The 16,723-nt window shown below is 37.2% G+C and carries 15 protein-coding genes; 13 read left to right on the top strand and 2 right to left on the bottom strand.

The genetic code is table 11. The features are described from left to right. Window positions 1–89 precede the first annotated feature (89 nt). Both argG and U9K52_RS03640 read right to left on the bottom strand, forming a co-directional pair. A complete protein-coding gene (argG, locus tag U9K52_RS03645; RefSeq protein WP_322925459.1) occupies window positions 90–1,277 on the bottom strand; it encodes an argininosuccinate synthase in 1,188 nt (395 codons plus the stop codon). Further along, entirely contained in the window at window positions 1,249–1,845 is a 597-nt protein-coding gene (locus tag U9K52_RS03640) for a GNAT family N-acetyltransferase (protein ID WP_322925457.1), read from the bottom strand. Before U9K52_RS03640 ends, argG begins: the two co-directional genes overlap by 29 nt. Before the next feature lie 160 nt (window positions 1,846–2,005). Between U9K52_RS03640 and U9K52_RS03635 the strand changes: the two genes are divergently transcribed. The 13 genes from U9K52_RS03635 (at window position 2,006) to U9K52_RS03575 (ending at window position 16,670) form a co-directional block, all read left to right on the top strand. After that, window positions 2,006–2,422, top strand: a complete 417-nt coding sequence (locus U9K52_RS03635; RefSeq protein ID WP_248392573.1) for a transposase-like zinc-binding domain-containing protein — start codon at window positions 2,006–2,008, stop codon at window positions 2,420–2,422. Between the two features lie 193 nt (window positions 2,423–2,615). Beyond that, entirely contained in the window at window positions 2,616–3,167 is a 552-nt protein-coding gene (locus U9K52_RS03630) for a hypothetical protein (RefSeq protein WP_322925454.1), read from the top strand. A 31-nt stretch (window positions 3,168–3,198) separates the two neighbouring features. Continuing rightward, on the top strand, window positions 3,199–3,996 hold the full coding sequence (locus tag U9K52_RS03625; protein WP_322925452.1) for a hypothetical protein: 798 nt from the start codon (window positions 3,199–3,201) through the stop codon (window positions 3,994–3,996). Window positions 3,997–4,091: 95 nt separating this feature from the next. Then, complete coding sequence (locus U9K52_RS03620; RefSeq protein WP_322925450.1) at window positions 4,092–5,672, top strand: MFS transporter; 1,581 nt, start codon at window positions 4,092–4,094, stop codon at window positions 5,670–5,672. A 44-nt stretch (window positions 5,673–5,716) separates the two neighbouring features. After that, entirely contained in the window at window positions 5,717–5,944 is a 228-nt protein-coding gene (locus U9K52_RS03615; protein ID WP_248392570.1) for a DUF6814 family protein, read from the top strand. Between the two features lie 78 nt (window positions 5,945–6,022). After that, entirely contained in the window at window positions 6,023–6,217 is a 195-nt protein-coding gene (locus U9K52_RS03610; protein WP_248392569.1) for a hypothetical protein, read from the top strand. Next, window positions 6,210–8,924 (top strand): ATP-binding protein, encoded by a 2,715-nt coding sequence (locus U9K52_RS03605; RefSeq protein WP_323673779.1) that lies wholly within the window; start codon window positions 6,210–6,212, stop codon window positions 8,922–8,924. The genes U9K52_RS03610 and U9K52_RS03605 overlap by 8 nt, the downstream gene beginning before the upstream one ends. A gap of 73 nt (window positions 8,925–8,997) precedes the next feature. After that, window positions 8,998–9,429, top strand: coding sequence for an IS200/IS605 family transposase (gene tnpA, locus U9K52_RS03600; RefSeq protein ID WP_263603535.1), 432 nt, complete (start codon window positions 8,998–9,000; stop codon window positions 9,427–9,429). Window positions 9,430–9,570: 141 nt separating this feature from the next. After that, a complete protein-coding gene (locus tag U9K52_RS03595) occupies window positions 9,571–9,933 on the top strand; it encodes a response regulator (RefSeq protein ID WP_322925442.1) in 363 nt (120 codons plus the stop codon). 32 nt (window positions 9,934–9,965) lie between these two features. Next, window positions 9,966–11,864 (top strand): AMP-binding protein, encoded by a 1,899-nt coding sequence (locus U9K52_RS03590; protein ID WP_322925440.1) that lies wholly within the window; start codon window positions 9,966–9,968, stop codon window positions 11,862–11,864. Further along, on the top strand, window positions 11,797–13,815 hold the full coding sequence (gene acs, locus U9K52_RS03585; protein ID WP_322925437.1) for an acetate--CoA ligase: 2,019 nt from the start codon (window positions 11,797–11,799) through the stop codon (window positions 13,813–13,815). The genes U9K52_RS03590 and acs overlap by 68 nt, the downstream gene beginning before the upstream one ends. Window positions 13,816–13,982: 167 nt before the next feature. Next, window positions 13,983–14,345 (top strand): hypothetical protein, encoded by a 363-nt coding sequence (locus U9K52_RS03580; RefSeq protein WP_263603539.1) that lies wholly within the window; start codon window positions 13,983–13,985, stop codon window positions 14,343–14,345. A gap of 114 nt (window positions 14,346–14,459) precedes the next feature. Continuing rightward, entirely contained in the window at window positions 14,460–16,670 is a 2,211-nt protein-coding gene (locus U9K52_RS03575; RefSeq protein ID WP_248392558.1) for a RelA/SpoT family protein, read from the top strand. Window positions 16,671–16,723: the final 53 nt, after the last annotated feature.

Here is a 16,723-nt window from a genome sequence, read left to right as displayed (position 1 = left end):
TGCAGCCCGACTTGAACGGAAATCCTTTTAATGAGGAGGAACGACGAATAAAAGATTGGGAGTGGAAGGCGGATACAGCTGCCCAAATTTTACTTATTAATCTGATGGTATATATTTAAAGAATTGCTTACAATCTTTGTATAGCCTTTCACATCTTCGCCTGTCCATTCCCTGTTTGCTTCTCCGTAGCTTCCGAACTTGTCTGACATCAAATCATGTTTAGATTCAATTCCATTTAAGATAAATCGGTAGGGATGAAGCGTTACAAAAACTTTTCCGCTGACCGTTTTTTGAGAATCAACTAAGAAAGACTCGATATTTCGCATCACAGGATCCAGGAAAAGTGCCTCGTGAAGCCAGTTTCCGTACCAGTCGGATAATTGGGACTTCATCATCTGCTGGTATTTCGAAAGTGTATGTTTTTCCAATAAATGGTGTGCTTTGATAATCACAGATGCAGCAGCCGCTTCAAATCCCACTCTTCCTTTAATTCCGACAATCGTATCTCCAACGTGAATATCTCTTCCGATTCCGTAAGCAGAAGCCAATTCTTCAATTTTCTGAATGGCATAAACAGGATGTTCAAAATTTTCTCCGTTTACAGCAACAACTTCTCCGTTTTTAAACTCAACTTCCAGTTCTGAAGACTGAGTTTCTTTAATTTGAGAAGGAAAAGCTTCTTCAGGCAAATAATTTCTTGATGTCAGCGTTTCTTTTCCGCCCACGGAAGTTCCCCAAAGCCCTTTATTGACAGAATATTGTGTTTTATGGAATTCCATTTCATAGCCATGACTTTTCAAAAATTCAATTTCTTCTTCACGTGATAAAGCCATATCGCGAATCGGCGTAATGATTTCCACATTGGGGCACATTACCTGGAAAATCAAGTCAAAACGAACCTGATCATTCCCTGCTCCAGTACTTCCGTGAGCGATAGCATCAGCTCCGACTTCAATCGCAAACTTTGCAATTTCCTGTGCCTGAATCGTACGTTCCGCACTTACGGATAAAGGATAAGTATTGTTTTTTAAAACATTCCCAAAAATTAAATACTTCACGCAAGAATTGTAATAATCTTCCTGAGCATCAACACACCTGTATTCTTTTACCCCGAGATTCAAAGCTTTATTCTCCAGCTCTTTTTCTTCTTCCTTAGAAAAACCGCCGGTGTTTACAGTCACTGCATATACATCATATCCCAGTACTTCACTTAGATATTTGGCGCAGTAAGAGGTATCAAGACCTCCGCTAAATGCTAAAACTACTTTCTTGTTCATTATTGTATTGATTTTCAGACTGAGATTTCTCAGCACTGTTTTTTATATTTTCCGGAACAAAAAGCATTGCCGTGCAAAGACAATTTTTCCGTTCTTTCTTCATTAAAATATCATAATTCACACAACTTTTGCAGCCGTTCCAAAAGTCCTCATCCTGAGTAAGTTCGGAATAAATAACTGGCTTATATCCCAAATCACTGTTAATTTTCATAACCGCTAATCCGGTAGTCAATCCGAAAATTTTTGCATTCGGATACTTATTTCGGGACAAAGTGAACACTTTATCTTTAATTAATCTTGCCACACCTAAGTGCCTGAATTTAGGAGAAACGATAAGTCCGGAATTAGCTACAAACTGTCCATGAGACCAGGTTTCGATATAACAGAAACCCACCCATTTTCCGTTATCAGTAGCTATTACCGCATTTCCTTCAATAATTTTCTTACTGAGGTATTCGATAGAACGTTTGGCAATGCCCGTCCCCCGACGCTGTGCAGAATCGTACATTTCCTGCTGTATATCATTCACATACATCAAATGAATGGATGAGGAAATTTCTATTTCCATTTATTTATCTAAAATTTTCGGCAAATTTAAAATATAATTTCCATAATAAGCAAGTATAAAAGATAATTTTATTGAAATAAATTAATATTCAGGTAATTTTATCTTTAAGTAAAATTAATATTTTGCTAAATTATTATATATTTGCTAAAAAGATATAGTTATGGAAAATCAATGTCCGAAATGCAATAACAATAAAGTTGTAAAAAGCGGGATCGTAAATGACAAACAGCGTTTCCTATGTAAAGACTGCAACTATTATTTCACTGTTAAAAAATTAGGAAAACAGATCGATGATTATTACGTAACAAAAGCATTACAACTCTATCTGGAAGGCTTAAGTTTCCGTGAGATTGAGAGAATTATTGGTGTTTCACACGTAACCATTAGTTCATGGATTAAGAAATACAACATCACAAGACCTCCCCATTCAGAATTTCATCCGGTGTATAAGATTTTAAAGCAAAACGAATTGATTGAATATATGAGCAAGGAAGAAAATATTAAAAATTCTGGGTTAATTATCACTCAGTTTGCAGATAAATACATGCTTATCAAATGGGAACGATTTAAAAAATAATTTCCATAGTATATTGTAAATAAGTTAATTGCGAATCTAAAAAATGATATTATCTAACTATAAACTTTAAACTAAACCTAGAATATTAAAACATTAACTATACCATTAGCACTAATATATATTAAATTTTTTCAAACAAATTATTAATTACAATTTGGCTTTCATAAAAAACAACGCCAAAAATTGATAATTTATGAAAAAATTACTCACTTTAATTGGATTGACTTTAATCAGCAATTCTTTATATTCTCAAGGTTCACCTGATTATGGAAGTGGATTAAAAATAAATCTCAATCAGCAAGGTGACAAATACATCAGATTTATTTTATGGGATCAGTTTTGGCTGAGGAATACCGATATGAATCCCGGCAGTATGGTTGGTGGAGAACCGACTGATAATTCATGGAGCTTGGGAAATAGAAGGTTGCGTGCATTGGCATATGCTCAGATTTCCAAAAGATATATGATCTTAGCCCATTTTGGAATTAATAATCAGACTTTTATCAACGGTGGTGGCTCAGGGACTTCAGGCACGGGAGGCTACGGTAATGGCAAAAAGCCACAGATGTTTTTTCATGATGCCTGGAATGAATACGCTGTGGTTTTACCTGGTGAAGCCGGAAAATTCAGTTTATCTTTGGGAGCAGGACTGCATTACTACATGGGTCTTTCAAGGATGACGATGGGATCCACGCTGAATTTTCTTACGGTGGATTCCCCTATCTTTTACATGGCCTTTAATTGACAATTCCGATCAGTTTGCGAGGCAGCTCGGGATGTTTGCCAAAGGAAAATATGGAAAACTGGAATATCGTTTTAGCTTAAACAAACCTTTCGCTACCGATCTGGTTCCGGCGAATGTGACAGATCCATCAAAAGCCGTAGCAGTTGACAATAACGGAAATCCGAACTTTTCAAAAGCAGGATATGTCGAATACCAGTTTCTGGATGAGGAGTCGAATCTATTGCCTTTTAAAGTGGGTTCTTACTTAGGAACAAAAAAGGTTTTCAATATCGGAGCCGGATTTTATCATCAGAAAGACGGAACGAGAACTTCCGTGAATTCCAATATTGAAAAACATGATATTACACTTGTTGCCGTTGATGCCTTTGCAGATATTCCGCTGGGAAATGCCAAAAACAAAATGGCTGTTTCAGCTTATGCAGGGTACTACAATTATCAATTTGGACCGAATTATATCAGAAATATCGGCATCATGAATATCGCTTCTTCCGACCCGAATTTTGTCGGAAATAAAGCTATTGCCGGTCCGGGAAACCTGCAACCGACCATTGGAACAGGTAATATTATCTACGCACAGGCAGGATTATTATTACCAAGCCAGGCAGAAAAACCGAAAATCAGGATCCAGCCATTCGCAGCCTATACGCATAAAAGTTTCGAGGCATTTGATAAATCTTCCTCTCAATTTGATGTCGGTGCCAACTGGTTTATCGACGGTCATCACGCAAAAATCACCACGCAATATTCTACAAGGCCGGTGTACACAAGTCCAACTGACAGCCCTTCTTCCAAAGGAGAATTCATTATACAATTTCAGATTTACCTGTAAAAACTTTGAATTTTAACCATTAAGATTATTTAATCGGATAAAAATCAATTAAGAAAACTAAATATCAATTCAAATTAACATTAAAAATTAATCATATGAGCGATAACAATCAAGTAAGCTACGAGAATATGACCGAAAGACAAAAAAATCGCACGATTTGGGGCGTGATTACGGCATCATCACTCGGAACGTTAATAGAATGGTACGACTTCTATATCTTCGGGAGTCTGGCTGTTGTTTTAGCTACGAAATTTTTTCCGTCGGATAATCCGACCGCAGCATTTTTATCTACCTTAGCTACTTTCGCGGCAGGATTTGTCGTAAGACCTTTCGGAGCATTATTTTTCGGAAGGCTTGGAGACATCATCGGAAGAAAGTATACATTTCTGGTAACGCTGCTGATCATGGGATTTTCAACTTTCCTTATCGGATGTATTCCAAGTTATGAGACCATCGGATTTTTAGCACCTGTTTTAGTTTTAATTTTAAGATTACTACAAGGTCTGGCCCTTGGTGGTGAATACGGAGGAGCGGCAACCTATGTCGCAGAATATGCACAACCTGGGAGAAGAGGCTACTGGACTTCATGGATTCAGACAACGGCAACAGCAGGACTTTTCATTTCATTAATCGTCATTCTTGTGACCAAAACGACGCTTTCCGCAGAAGAATTTGATGGTTGGGGCTGGAGAATTCCATTCTGGATATCAATTTTAATGGTGGGTGTTTCTTATATCATCAGAAGGAATATGAAAGAATCTCCACTGTTTGCAAAAGCCAAAAGTGAAGGTAAAACTTCAAAAAATCCTTTAAAAGAAAGTTTCGGGAATAAATTCAACTTCAAATTTGTCTTATTGGTATTATTCGGAGCGGCGATGGGACAAGGAGTCATCTGGTACACAGGACAGTTTTATGCGATGAGCTTCCTTCAAAAAGTAATGAATGTAGAATCTGCACAGGTTGACTCACTGATGGCAACAGCATTATTTCTGGGAACACCTTTCTTCGTTTTCTTCGGGTGGCTTTCGGATAAAATCGGACGAAAAGCCGTGATGATGACGGGAATGCTGATTGCTATTCTGGCCTACAGACCTATTTACGACAGTATGTTTAAGAGTGTAAATCTTGAAAATAAAACGATAGCAGCCAATGGAATTACAGAAACAAGAACAGCTAAAATTCATGATAAAATCACAACCGACAGCCTGATAAGCTTCCATAAAGAAACATTATACACCGACGGAACTTTAATTAAAAAAGACAGTATTGTACACTGGTCACCAACCGGGCCTGTTATAAAAGACGGAAAAGCAGAAGAACCGAAAGTTTCTCAAAGCATCAAATTAGCCGATAATACAAAATGGTATCTCGTTTTTATGGTATTCATTCAGGTGATTTTTGTGACGATGGTTTACGGTCCTATCGCAGCATTTTTGGTAGAGATGTTCCCGGTGAGGATTCGCTATACTTCAATGTCTCTTCCTTATCATATCGGAAACGGTGTTTTCGGAGGATTGCTTCCGGCTGTAGCGACCTATCTGGTTACCACAGGAAAAGAGGCAGGGCATGCAACATGGTATCTGGAAGGACTTTGGTATCCTATCGGAGTTGCCGGAGTCTGTTTATTAATCGGATTATTTTATCTTAAAAATAAGAACAATAATATTCACGATTAACAGCGAAATCACTCAATTTTTTTACTAATTTTAAAACAACTAAAATGAACGGACTCAAAAAAATATTAGGCATACTTTGGATAGCCATTGCTTTGGTGGTGGGATATTTCGGAATTACAGTTTTAGGAATTCCAAAAATCACTTCAGGAAAACAGGAAGACTTGGTTTTCGGAATCATCATTCTTTTTGTACTGATGCCGATTATTTCCGGTGGAATGGCCATTTTCGGATATTATTCGCTCACGGGAGAATATTCTGACCATAAAGAATAATTTATAAATAATGAATGATAATTGATTAATGGCAAATTCAAAATCGTCAAACTATCAATTATCATTCATCAATCAATCATGAAAAAGAGACACGAACAAAAATTAATCATCCTTAGCATCGGCCTTTTGATAGCATTTAGCATTCCGGTTTCGTTACTTTTCAACAGCGACCGGGAAGTACTTGGCTATCCGATGATTCTAATTTATATTTTCGTTATCTGGATGATTTCCATCATTATATCTTTTATAATCATAAAAAAATATGATGAGTAGTTTCGCTTTATTTACCGTGGTTTTGTTTTACCTGGCACTTTTGTTCTTAGTCGCTTACCTGGCTGAGAAGAAAAAGAGCAAGCTATGGATCAACAATCCTTACATCTATGCACTTTCCCTGGCGGTATACTGTACAGCCTGGACCTATTATGGCAGCATAGGCGTTGCAGCAACAAGCGGACTCAACTATCTTCCAATCTATATCGGGCCTATCATCATTATTCCTGCATGGATCTATATCAATACACGGATTGTAAGGATCTCAAGGGTAAATAAGATCAGCAGCCTTGCAGACTTCATCTCCCTGAGATATGGAAACAGCAGAAGTTTTAGTGCAGTAATTACGATTGTCTGCCTTTTGGCTATCGTCCCGTATATCGGTCTGCAGATCAAGGCAATTTCTGAAACCTTTCATTTGGTGACAGAAACACCTATGTCAAAAAATATCCTTACAGATAATGCGACTTTCGTGGTCGTTTTAATCGCTTTATTTTCATCATATTACGGAACCAGATATGTGGATGCATCGGAAAAACGTTTGGGAATTATTTCTGCGATTGCTTTAGAAAGCTTCCTGAAATTGTTTTTCATTATTATTTTAGGACTTTTTGTGATTTATTTTGTGTTTGACGGATTTTCGGATATTTATCAAAAGGCAAGTCAGTTTGAAGATTTTAAAGAAAAAAATACGTTTAACGGCGTTGAAGGCGCGATGAACTGGATGGTTTTGTGTATGATTTCCGGAACAGCAATCTGCATACTTCCAAGGCAGTTCCATACTGCAATTGTGGAAAACAGACAAGAGAAACATATCAAAACAGCGATTTGGTTTTTCCCTCTTTACTTACTGATTTTCACCATATTTATCTTTCCCATCGCTTGGGGCGGACGACTAATTTTTGATGGTCAGAAAGTAAATCCTGAATTCTACTCCATTTTAATTCCGCAGCATTTCAACAATACGCTGATTACGGTTTTGGTGTTCCTAGGAGGATTAAGTTCCTGTATATCAATGATTATTATTTCGGCCATCACTTTATCCATTATGCTTTCCAATAACCTGATTATTCCGTATGGATTGTTAGGAAAATTCAAATCGGAAAACGAGATTCAGAATACCCGAAATATTACCAACATCCGAAAATTCAGCATTTTCGCATTGATCATCATGGCATTTGCCTTTTATAAATATTTTATTCTGAAAACTTCATTGGATTCTGTCGGGTTGATTTCATTCGTCGTTATTGCCCAGCTGACGCCTGCATTTTTCGGAGCTATTTTCTGGCGAAGAGGAAGCTATAAAGGTGCTATTACAGGACTTTCAGCAGGACTGATCATTTGTTATTTCGGCTTAATAATTCCCCAGTATTATTTTTCGTACAATCAGGAATTCAAGGGAGTTCTAAGAGATATGTATGATGCTTTTGATTTCTTTAAAATCTCTTTTCTAAGCCGGATTCCACAAATTTTCTTTTGGTCGATTTTAGTGAATACAGCGCTCTTCAGCATTATTTCGGTGAGTGTAAAAGGAAATTATCGTGAGCGAAATTTTGCCGAATTATATGTGGATATCGATAAATATATTCAAAACCACGAGAATGCATTTATATGGCGCGGAACTGCTTACGTATCAGATATTAAAAATATTCTGGAGCGATTTTTAGGTAAAAATAAAACAGAACAGGCTTTACGGATTTTTAATTTAAAATATAATATTGATTCTCAGACAGAAACTGCAGATTCAAGGTTTATCAAGTTTTCAGAAAATCTTCTCGCAGGAAGAATAGGAACAGCCTCAGCAAAAATATTAATCGAAGGCGTAACGAAAGAAGATAAAATTTCCCTAAAAGAGGTTTTAAATATTCTGGAAGAATCCAAAGAAAATATTATCCTTAATAAAAAACTCACCGAACAGTCGGAAGAGCTGCAAAAACTGTCCGATGATTTGCGAAATGCCAATGAAAACCTGATCATTAAAGACCGTCAGAAGGATGATTTTCTCGACTCTGTGGCGCACGAATTGAGAACACCGATTACAGCAATCCGGTCTGCAGGGGAAATCCTGGCCGATGACGACGACATTCCTCTAGAAATCAAAAAAGAGTTTTTAAATAATATCATTACGGAATCCGACAGATTAAGTGAAATTATTAATGACATTCTCTATCTGGATAAACTGGAACACGGTGAAATAGCGTTACACATTCAGGAGAATAACATTATTGAAACCTATAAAAAGGCATTAAATCCGCTTTTGCATCTTATTCATCAGAAAAATATTCATTTAAGCGAAGTTAATCTGCTCAATCATTTTTTATTTGAATATGACGAAGCCCGAATGATTCAATTATTTCAGAATATTTTGGGAAATGCCTTAAAATTTACTGATGAACAGGGAACGATCCAGACAAAATTATCTGAAAAAGAAAATCAGCTGGTTATTAAAATTTTCAATACAGGAAAACATATCCCTGAAGAAGATCTGGAAATGATTTTTGATAAATTTTACCAGTCGAAAAATCAAAATATTTTAAAACCTACAGGAAGCGGACTGGGACTGGCAATTTGTAAAAAAATAGTTCAGGCACAAGGCGGAACCATCAGCGCGGAAAACAGCGGATTGGGCGTGACTTTTACGATTATTTTACCAAGTAGAAAGATCGGTGATAAAGAACCCGAAGGGTTCAACAACAATAGCCGTAGGTAAAACCTATGGAAATGAAAATGAATATAAAATAAACCCGAACCCGAAGGGTTCAATAATAAAACACAAATGAAAAATGGGAACGTATCGACAAATATTTTATCATATCGTTTTCGGAACAAAACATCGAGAACCAACAATTAACGAAAGAAATGAATCAGAATTATACAAATATATTTGGGGTATTTTAAAAAATAAAAAATGTAAATTATACAGAATTAATGGAATGCCGGACCATATCCATATTTTCTGTGATCTCCATCCCAATATAAATCTCAGCAATCTGGTAAAAGACATTAAAGTTGCAACAAATTTATGGATGAAAGAATCAGGGTTATTTCCTGAATTTTCGGGATGGCAGGAAGGGTACGGAGCGTTTACCAATTCGATAAGAGACAAGGAAATAATTGTAAATTATATAAAGAATCAAAAAGAACATCATAAAACAGAAAAATTTGAAGATGAATTTAAAAAACTTTTAGCTGAACATGGAATTGAATCAGAATGAACATTAATATATTCAACCCTTACGGGTTGGTTTATAATACATTCCGTGTTCCATAGGTTTCACCTACGGCTATTAAAATTGAACCCTTCGGGTTCCCCAAAACCAAAACAATGAAGTTGAACCATAAAGAAGAAATACACAATGAAAAAGATAATCATTGCAGATGATGAACACAAGATATTAATGTCACTGGAGTACAGCTTTAAGAAAAACGGCTACGACGTGTATATCGCCAGAGACGGAACCGAAGTTCTGGAATTTTTAAAAAATATGTTTCCGGATGTTATTTTACTGGACATTATGATGCCCAATCTCGACGGTTTTAGCACGTTAGAGATCATTAAGCAAAATGAAAAATTACGAAATACGAAAGTCATCTTCCTGAGCGCAAAAAACAATCCGAAAGATATTGAAAAAGGCCTGGAGATGGGAGCTGATGCCTATGTTACAAAACCCTACTCTATCAAAAAACTGATCCAACAGATCGAAGAAATGTTTGAATAGTTTTTAAGATTGAAACACAAAATAAAAATATTATGATTGCAGAAGATTTATTTCAAAGAAGTATAGAAAATAAAGAAAGTTTCTGGAAAGACCAGGCAAAGGAAATCGACTGGTTTCAATTTCCTTCACAAATTCTTTCCAAAGACGAAAATGATTACACCCAATGGTTTACCGACGGGAAAATCAATATGTGCTATCTCAGCATCGACAAACATATTGAAGATGGTTTTGGAGATCAGACTGCCATTATCTATGATTCTCCGGTAACGAAACAAAAGAAAAAGTATACTTTCAATGAAGCCAGAGAAGAAATTTCGAGATTGGCGGGAGGCTTGATTTCTTTAGGCTTAAAAAAGGGCGATACCGCGGTTATTTATATGCCAATGATTCCACAGACGCTCTTTGCCATGCTGGCCTGTGCAAGAATCGGTGTTATACACAATGTTGTTTTCGGAGGTTTTGCTCCGCATGAACTCGTAGTGAGAATTGATGATTGTAAACCTAAAGCCTTAATAACAGCAACAGCAGGGGTGGAAATCGCCAAAAGGATTCCGTATTTGCCTTTAGTTGAAAAAGCCATTGAATTAGCGCAGGATAAAGTAGAAAATATCATCGTTTTTAACAGGAGATTAGCAGACAACCAACATGAAATGTTTGACGGATTAATTGATTATGAAGAATTGATCCGGCAGTCAGAACCAGCAGATTGCGTTTCCGTTGAATCTATACATCCACTCTATTTATTATATACATCAGGAACCACAGGAAAGCCGAAAGGAATTAAGCGTGATACCGGTGGCTATGCCACAGCACTGAAATTTTCCATGAAATACATTTATGGTGTCGAACCCGGTGAAACATATTGGGCAGCTTCCGATTTCGGATGGGCGGTTGGTCATAGCTTTTCTGTCTACGGACCGTTAATCAACAGAAATACAACAGTCATTTTTGAAGGCAAACCTATAATGACGCCGGATGCCGGAACTTTCTGGAGAATTATTTCAGAATATAAAGTTTCTGTTATGTTTACGGCACCAACGGCAATCAGAGCTATAAAAAAGGAAGATCCGAACGGAGAACTGGTAAAAAAATATGATTTAAGCCATTTTAAAAAGCAGTTTCTGGCAGGTGAAAGATGTGACGTTGCCACACTGGACTGGTTTGCAGAACACATCGGAGTTCCCGCCATTGACCATTGGTGGCAGACCGAATCCGGCTGGCCGATGCTGGGATTAATGACTTTCGGTGAAAATTACAAGATAAAAAGAGCTTCTGCCGGAAAACCCATTCCCGGTTATGATATTACAATTTTTGATGAAAACGGATATGAATTGGACGCCCACCATGAAGGTTATCTCGTGATTAAACTACCACTTCCTCCGGGAGCTTTGCTTGGAATCTGGAATGACAATGATCGTTTTCAAAAAAGCTATCTGTCGCAATATCAAGGTTACTATTTTTCGGGAGATGGCGCAATCAAGGATGAAGATGGCTATATTTTCATTACCGGAAGAGTTGACGATGTGATCAATGTTGCAGGACACCGGCTTTCAACATCAGAAATGGAAGAGATTGTCTCATCCCATCCGGATGTGGCCGAATGTGCCGTAGTAGGAATTGATGATGAACTGAAAGGACAAATTCCTTTTGCTACGATTGTTTTAAAGAATGGCGCCAAAATTTCTGAAGAAGAAGTAGAAAAAGATATTGTGAAAAATGTACGTGAAAAAATTGGCGCCGTTGCCTGTCTTAAAAATGTAATGACTGTAAAACGTCTTCCTAAAACACGTTCTGGAAAAACATTAAGAAAACTCATCAGAACACTACTCGACAATAAAGAATTTCAGATTCCGTCTACCATTGATGATGAGAAGATTATTGATGAAATTCAACAAAAAATCATCGAATACAGAGCAGAAAAGAAGAATTAAATTACTATTAAAAATAACAGAATTCAATTTCAAAAAAAAGGATATGAGAAATTACCTGATAGAAGATTTACCACATTATTTTGAAGATTACAAAAAATCGATTAAAAATCCTAAAAAATTCTGGGATAAAATAGCCGATGAAAATTTTGTATGGTATCAGCGATGGAGCAAAGTCGTAAAATACGACATGAATGAAGCCAAAATTTCATGGTTTAAAAATGCTAAATTAAATATTACCAAAAACTGCCTGGACAGGCATCTTTCTGTAAGAGGAGATAAGACTGCCATTATCTGGGAACCCAACGATCCCAAAGAAGAAGCACAACATATTTCTTACAGTGAATTATATACCAGAGTAAATAAAACGGCTAATGTTTTACGGGAAATGGGTATTGAAAAAGGAGACCGGGTGTGCATTTATCTTCCGATGATTCCGGAACTGGCAGTCACTATGCTGGCTTGTGCAAAACTGGGAGCTATTCATTCTGTGATCTTTGCCGGGTTTTCAGCCTCTGCCGTAGCTTCGAGAGTAAATGACTGCGGAGCAAAAATGGTGATCACTTCCGATGGCAGCTACAGAGGTAATAAAGTTTTAGATTTAAAAAGTATCGTTGATGAAGCTTTAGAAAAAACACCAACCGTAGAAAAAGTGCTCGTTGTAAAAAGAACCCATAACGACATCAAAATGAAGGAACACAGAGATTTCTGGATGGGAGACCTTTATGAAAATGCCTCCCCGGATTTTGTAAGCGTGATTATGGATGCAGAAGATCCGCTTTTCATTTTGTATACTTCCGGATCTACCGGCAAGCCGAAAGGAATGCTCCACACCTGCGCAGGATACATGGTGTATACGGCTTATACCTTTAAAAATGTATTTAATTATAAAGAAAACGACATTTATTGGTGCACAGCCGATATAGGCTGGATTACCGGACATTCCTACATCATTTATGGCCCGCTTCTGAATGGAGCGACCACCGTTATTTTCGAAGGAATCCCAACATATCCTGAACCGGACAGATTCTGGGAAGTAATTGAAAAACATAAGATTACCCAATTCTACACCGCTCCTACCGCAATCCGTTCACTAGCAAAAGAAAGTGTAGAATGGGTTGATAAACATGATCTTAGCACATTAAAAGTGATAGGATCCGTTGGTGAACCCATCAATGAAGAAGCATGGCATTGGTTTAATGACCATGTAGGAAAGAAAAAATGTCCCGTTGTAGATACATGGTGGCAAACAGAAACCGGGGGAATCATGATTTCTCCTCTCCCATTTGTAACCCCTACCAAGCCAACATACGCCACATTACCGCTTCCGGGAATACAACCGGTTTTAATGGATGACAAACGTAATGAAATTATGGGCAACCAGGTTACCGGAAATCTTTGCATCCGTTTTCCATGGCCGGGTATTGCCAGAACGATTTGGGGAGATCATCAGCGATATAAGGAAACCTATTTTACCGCTTTCCCCGGAAAATATTTTACCGGTGACGGCGCGCTTCGCGATGAAGTTGGATATTACAGAATCACTGGGCGTGTGGACGATGTGATTATCGTTTCCGGACACAATCTGGGAACTGCTCCGATTGAAGACAGCATCAACCAGCATCCTGCCGTGGCGGAGTCTGCTATTGTGGGGTATCCTCACGACATTAAAGGAAATGCACTCTACGGTTATGTTGTCTTAAAAGAAACCGGGGAAAGCAGACAAAGGGAAAATCTTAAAAAAGAAATCAATCAGCTTATTTCAGAACAGATCGGCCCGATTGCAAAACTGGATAAAATTCAGTTTGTTTCCGGATTGCCAAAAACACGTTCAGGAAAAATTATGCGAAGAATATTACGGAAGATTGCAGAAGGGGACTTCAGTAATTTCGGGGATATTACCACACTGTTAAATCCTGAAATCGTGGAAGAAATAAAAAATGAAAGAGTTTAAATAAAAGAGCGGAATATTCCGCTCTTCTTACATTCTATATTTAATAGATAAATCAAATAAAAAATAAATTACATATAGATAAAACAATAAAATGTTAATTTTTTTAAAAATTATTTAACAAAAGTGAAAAAATATTTATATCTTTATGATAATTAAAAACTAGTGCTATGTCAAATATTTTAGCTGGATTATTTGAACCTCACAGCGATTACAAAAAACTAGAAGCAGATCTTGAAGATTCTGGTTTTGAGAATTCAGAATATATTGTATATCTCAACGAAGACAATCATCATTCCCCATATATTGTGAGTGTGGCAGTAAAAGAACATCAGATTGATGATGCTAAAAACGTGTTTAACCAAAATACGGTAATGAAAACATATCTGTTTGAAAATATGAGTCTTGAACAGGCAAATTATACTACCCTTAAAAACTTTATCAGCGCCAGAAACAAAGCGGAAATCCACAATAGCCCGGATGTAAGAATTAAAGGTTCTACCATGGGAATAGATTCCGAAGTAAAATTTTAAAATACAAATGATTAAAATAAATGCCTGAATCCATAGATCCGTCTATGGGTTCTTTTTGTATTTGAAAAGTGCAAAAAATTTCGTATTTTCGTGTAAATATAGGCTTTAGCACGAATGAGTTACGACTTAGAACAAGAAAATAAAGAAATACTCGCCAGATATAAAGATCTGATTTCTAACACATACCGCACTTTGGATGAGGAAAATAATAAACTTATCCGAAAAGCATTTGATATTGCGCTGGACGCTCATAAAGATCAGCGGAGAAAATCCGGGGAACCGTATATTTACCACCCTATTGCCGTAGCGAAAATTGTAGCCACGGAAATCGGTCTTGGAGCTACGTCGATTGCCTGTGCACTGTTACATGATGTAGTTGAGGATTCTGATTATACCTATGAAGATCTGAAGAAAATTTTTGGTGAGAAAATAGCCAATATTGTCAACGGACTTACCAAGATCTCCATCATGAACCATCAGAACATATCGGTTCAGTCGGAGAATTACAGAAAGCTTCTCCTTACCCTTTCGGAAGATTTCAGGGTAATTCTGATCAAAATTGCAGACCGGCTTCATAACATGCGTACACTGGAAAGCATGGCTCCGGACAAGCAGAAAAAAATTGCTTCCGAAACCGTGTATATTTATGCTCCAATGGCGCACCGTTTAGGTTTGTACAACATCAAATCCGAGCTTGAAGACCTCTCTTTAAAATACAATAATCCCGACGTTTATACTGAAATTACACAGAAACTCGAGCTGGCCAAAGAAAGCCGCGAACGCTACATTGAAGAATTCAAAAAAGAAGTTTCTGAAAAACTGCATGAAGAAGGCCTGAATTTTAAGATAAAAGGGCGTGCAAAAGCGATCTCTTCCATTTACAGAAAAATGCTGAAGCAGGGAGTTTCTTTTGAGGAAGTGTATGATAATTACGCCATAAGGATTATTTATAAATCTGATGCGAAGAATGAAAAATTTCTGGCCTGGAAAATTTACTCTATTGTAACGGACGTTTATCACAGTAATCCTTCCAGAATGCGTGACTGGATTACACAGCCCCGTTCCACAGGATACGAAAGTCTGCACCTTACGGTTTTAGGACCGGACAAGAAGTGGATTGAAGTACAGATCCGCTCCGAAAGAATGGATGAAATTGCAGAAAAAGGTGTTGCTGCTCACTATAAATACAAAGAAGGATACAAACAAAGCTCCGAAGACAGGAATTTTGAAAACTGGGTAACTGAAATCCGTGAAGTACTGGAGCAACAGCAGAATCTTTCCACTTCCGAGCTTCTGGATAATATAAAACTCAATCTTTACTCCAAAGAAGTTTTTGTTTTCACTCCTAAAGGGGAAATTAAAATTCTGCCAACCAATGCAACAGCCCTTGATTTTGCTTTCTCGGTACACTCAGACTTGGGGATGAAATGTTTGGGTGCAAAAATCAATGGAAAGCTTGTTCCCATTTCGTATGTTTTACAGAATGGAGATCAGGTTGATATTCTTTCGTCACAAAACCAGAAACCAAAATCCGACTGGCTGGAGTTTGTGGTTACCTCAAAAGCCAAATCGAAAATCAAGAGTTATTTAAACTCACAAAAAAATCAGCTGGTAGAGGAAGGAAAAGAAATTCTTCAGCGAAAGCTTCGCCATGCCAAGATTAATTTTAATGATGATGAAGTGAATAAGCTTCAGAAATTTTTTAACCTCAAAACCTCGCAGGAGCTGTTTCTTAAATTTCAAAGCAATGAACTTGACGCAAGCAGCCTGAGAAAATATATTGAAAGTAAAAACGTATTCAACAACCTGCTTTCAAGATTCAGGAAATCCCCTTCAAAAAATACTGCTTTTGTAGAGCCTAAAGAGCAGAACCTGGATATGATTGTCTTCGGTAAAGACGAAGAAAAGCTCAATTACACCTACGCAAAATGCTGTACGGTAATTCCGGGAGATAAGATTTTCGGATTTATTACCATTTCGGACGGAATCAAAGTACACAGCGACAACTGCCCGAATGCCATTAATCTCCGTGCGCAGTATGATTACAGAGTAATCCCTGCCAAATGGGTAAATGCGGAAAGTTTCAAAAACAGAGTGAAAATAGAGATTGAAGGGCTCGACAGGATGGGAATGATCAACGATATTACAACCGTAATCAGTGGTGCGATGGGAATGGATATGAAAAGTATGTCTATTGAATCCAATGACGGTATTTTCACAGGAACTATTAATCTCGAAGTAAAAAATAAAAGTCAGCTTGAACAAACCTTTAAAAAACTCAATGATATTAATGGAGTTTCGAAGGTGAGAAGACTGCAGTCTTAGTACGAGTCTTACAAATACTTTAAAATTTTCAGCAGCAACCAGACTTCAGGAAT

This window comes from Chryseobacterium sp. MHB01 (genome assembly GCF_034651565.1).
Lineage (GTDB): Bacteria > Bacteroidota > Bacteroidia > Flavobacteriales > Weeksellaceae > Chryseobacterium > Chryseobacterium nepalense.
Note: the sequence above shows the minus strand (reverse complement) of the source record. Positions and strands in the feature narration are given on the sequence as shown.

What these genes read in the sequence shown, in the direction of transcription:
- argG (WP_322925459.1), bottom strand. Translation starts at nt 1,277, where the DNA reads ATGAACAAGAAAGTAGTTTTAGCATTTAGCGGAGGTCTTGATACCTCT.
- U9K52_RS03640 (WP_322925457.1), bottom strand. Translation starts at nt 1,845, where the DNA reads ATGGAAATAGAAATTTCCTCATCCATTCATTTGATGTATGTGAATGAT.
- U9K52_RS03635 (WP_248392573.1), top strand. Translation starts at nt 2,006, where the DNA reads ATGGAAAATCAATGTCCGAAATGCAATAACAATAAAGTTGTAAAAAGC.
- U9K52_RS03630 (WP_322925454.1), top strand. Translation starts at nt 2,616, where the DNA reads ATGAAAAAATTACTCACTTTAATTGGATTGACTTTAATCAGCAATTCT.
- U9K52_RS03625 (WP_322925452.1), top strand. Translation starts at nt 3,199, where the DNA reads ATGTTTGCCAAAGGAAAATATGGAAAACTGGAATATCGTTTTAGCTTA.
- U9K52_RS03620 (WP_322925450.1), top strand. Translation starts at nt 4,092, where the DNA reads ATGAGCGATAACAATCAAGTAAGCTACGAGAATATGACCGAAAGACAA.
- U9K52_RS03615 (WP_248392570.1), top strand. Translation starts at nt 5,717, where the DNA reads ATGAACGGACTCAAAAAAATATTAGGCATACTTTGGATAGCCATTGCT.
- U9K52_RS03610 (WP_248392569.1), top strand. Translation starts at nt 6,023, where the DNA reads ATGAAAAAGAGACACGAACAAAAATTAATCATCCTTAGCATCGGCCTT.
- U9K52_RS03605 (WP_323673779.1), top strand. Translation starts at nt 6,210, where the DNA reads ATGAGTAGTTTCGCTTTATTTACCGTGGTTTTGTTTTACCTGGCACTT.
- tnpA (WP_263603535.1), top strand. Translation starts at nt 8,998, where the DNA reads ATGGGAACGTATCGACAAATATTTTATCATATCGTTTTCGGAACAAAA.
- U9K52_RS03595 (WP_322925442.1), top strand. Translation starts at nt 9,571, where the DNA reads ATGAAAAAGATAATCATTGCAGATGATGAACACAAGATATTAATGTCA.
- U9K52_RS03590 (WP_322925440.1), top strand. Translation starts at nt 9,966, where the DNA reads ATGATTGCAGAAGATTTATTTCAAAGAAGTATAGAAAATAAAGAAAGT.
- acs (WP_322925437.1), top strand. Translation starts at nt 11,797, where the DNA reads ATGATGAGAAGATTATTGATGAAATTCAACAAAAAATCATCGAATACA.
- U9K52_RS03580 (WP_263603539.1), top strand. Translation starts at nt 13,983, where the DNA reads ATGTCAAATATTTTAGCTGGATTATTTGAACCTCACAGCGATTACAAA.
- U9K52_RS03575 (WP_248392558.1), top strand. Translation starts at nt 14,460, where the DNA reads ATGAGTTACGACTTAGAACAAGAAAATAAAGAAATACTCGCCAGATAT.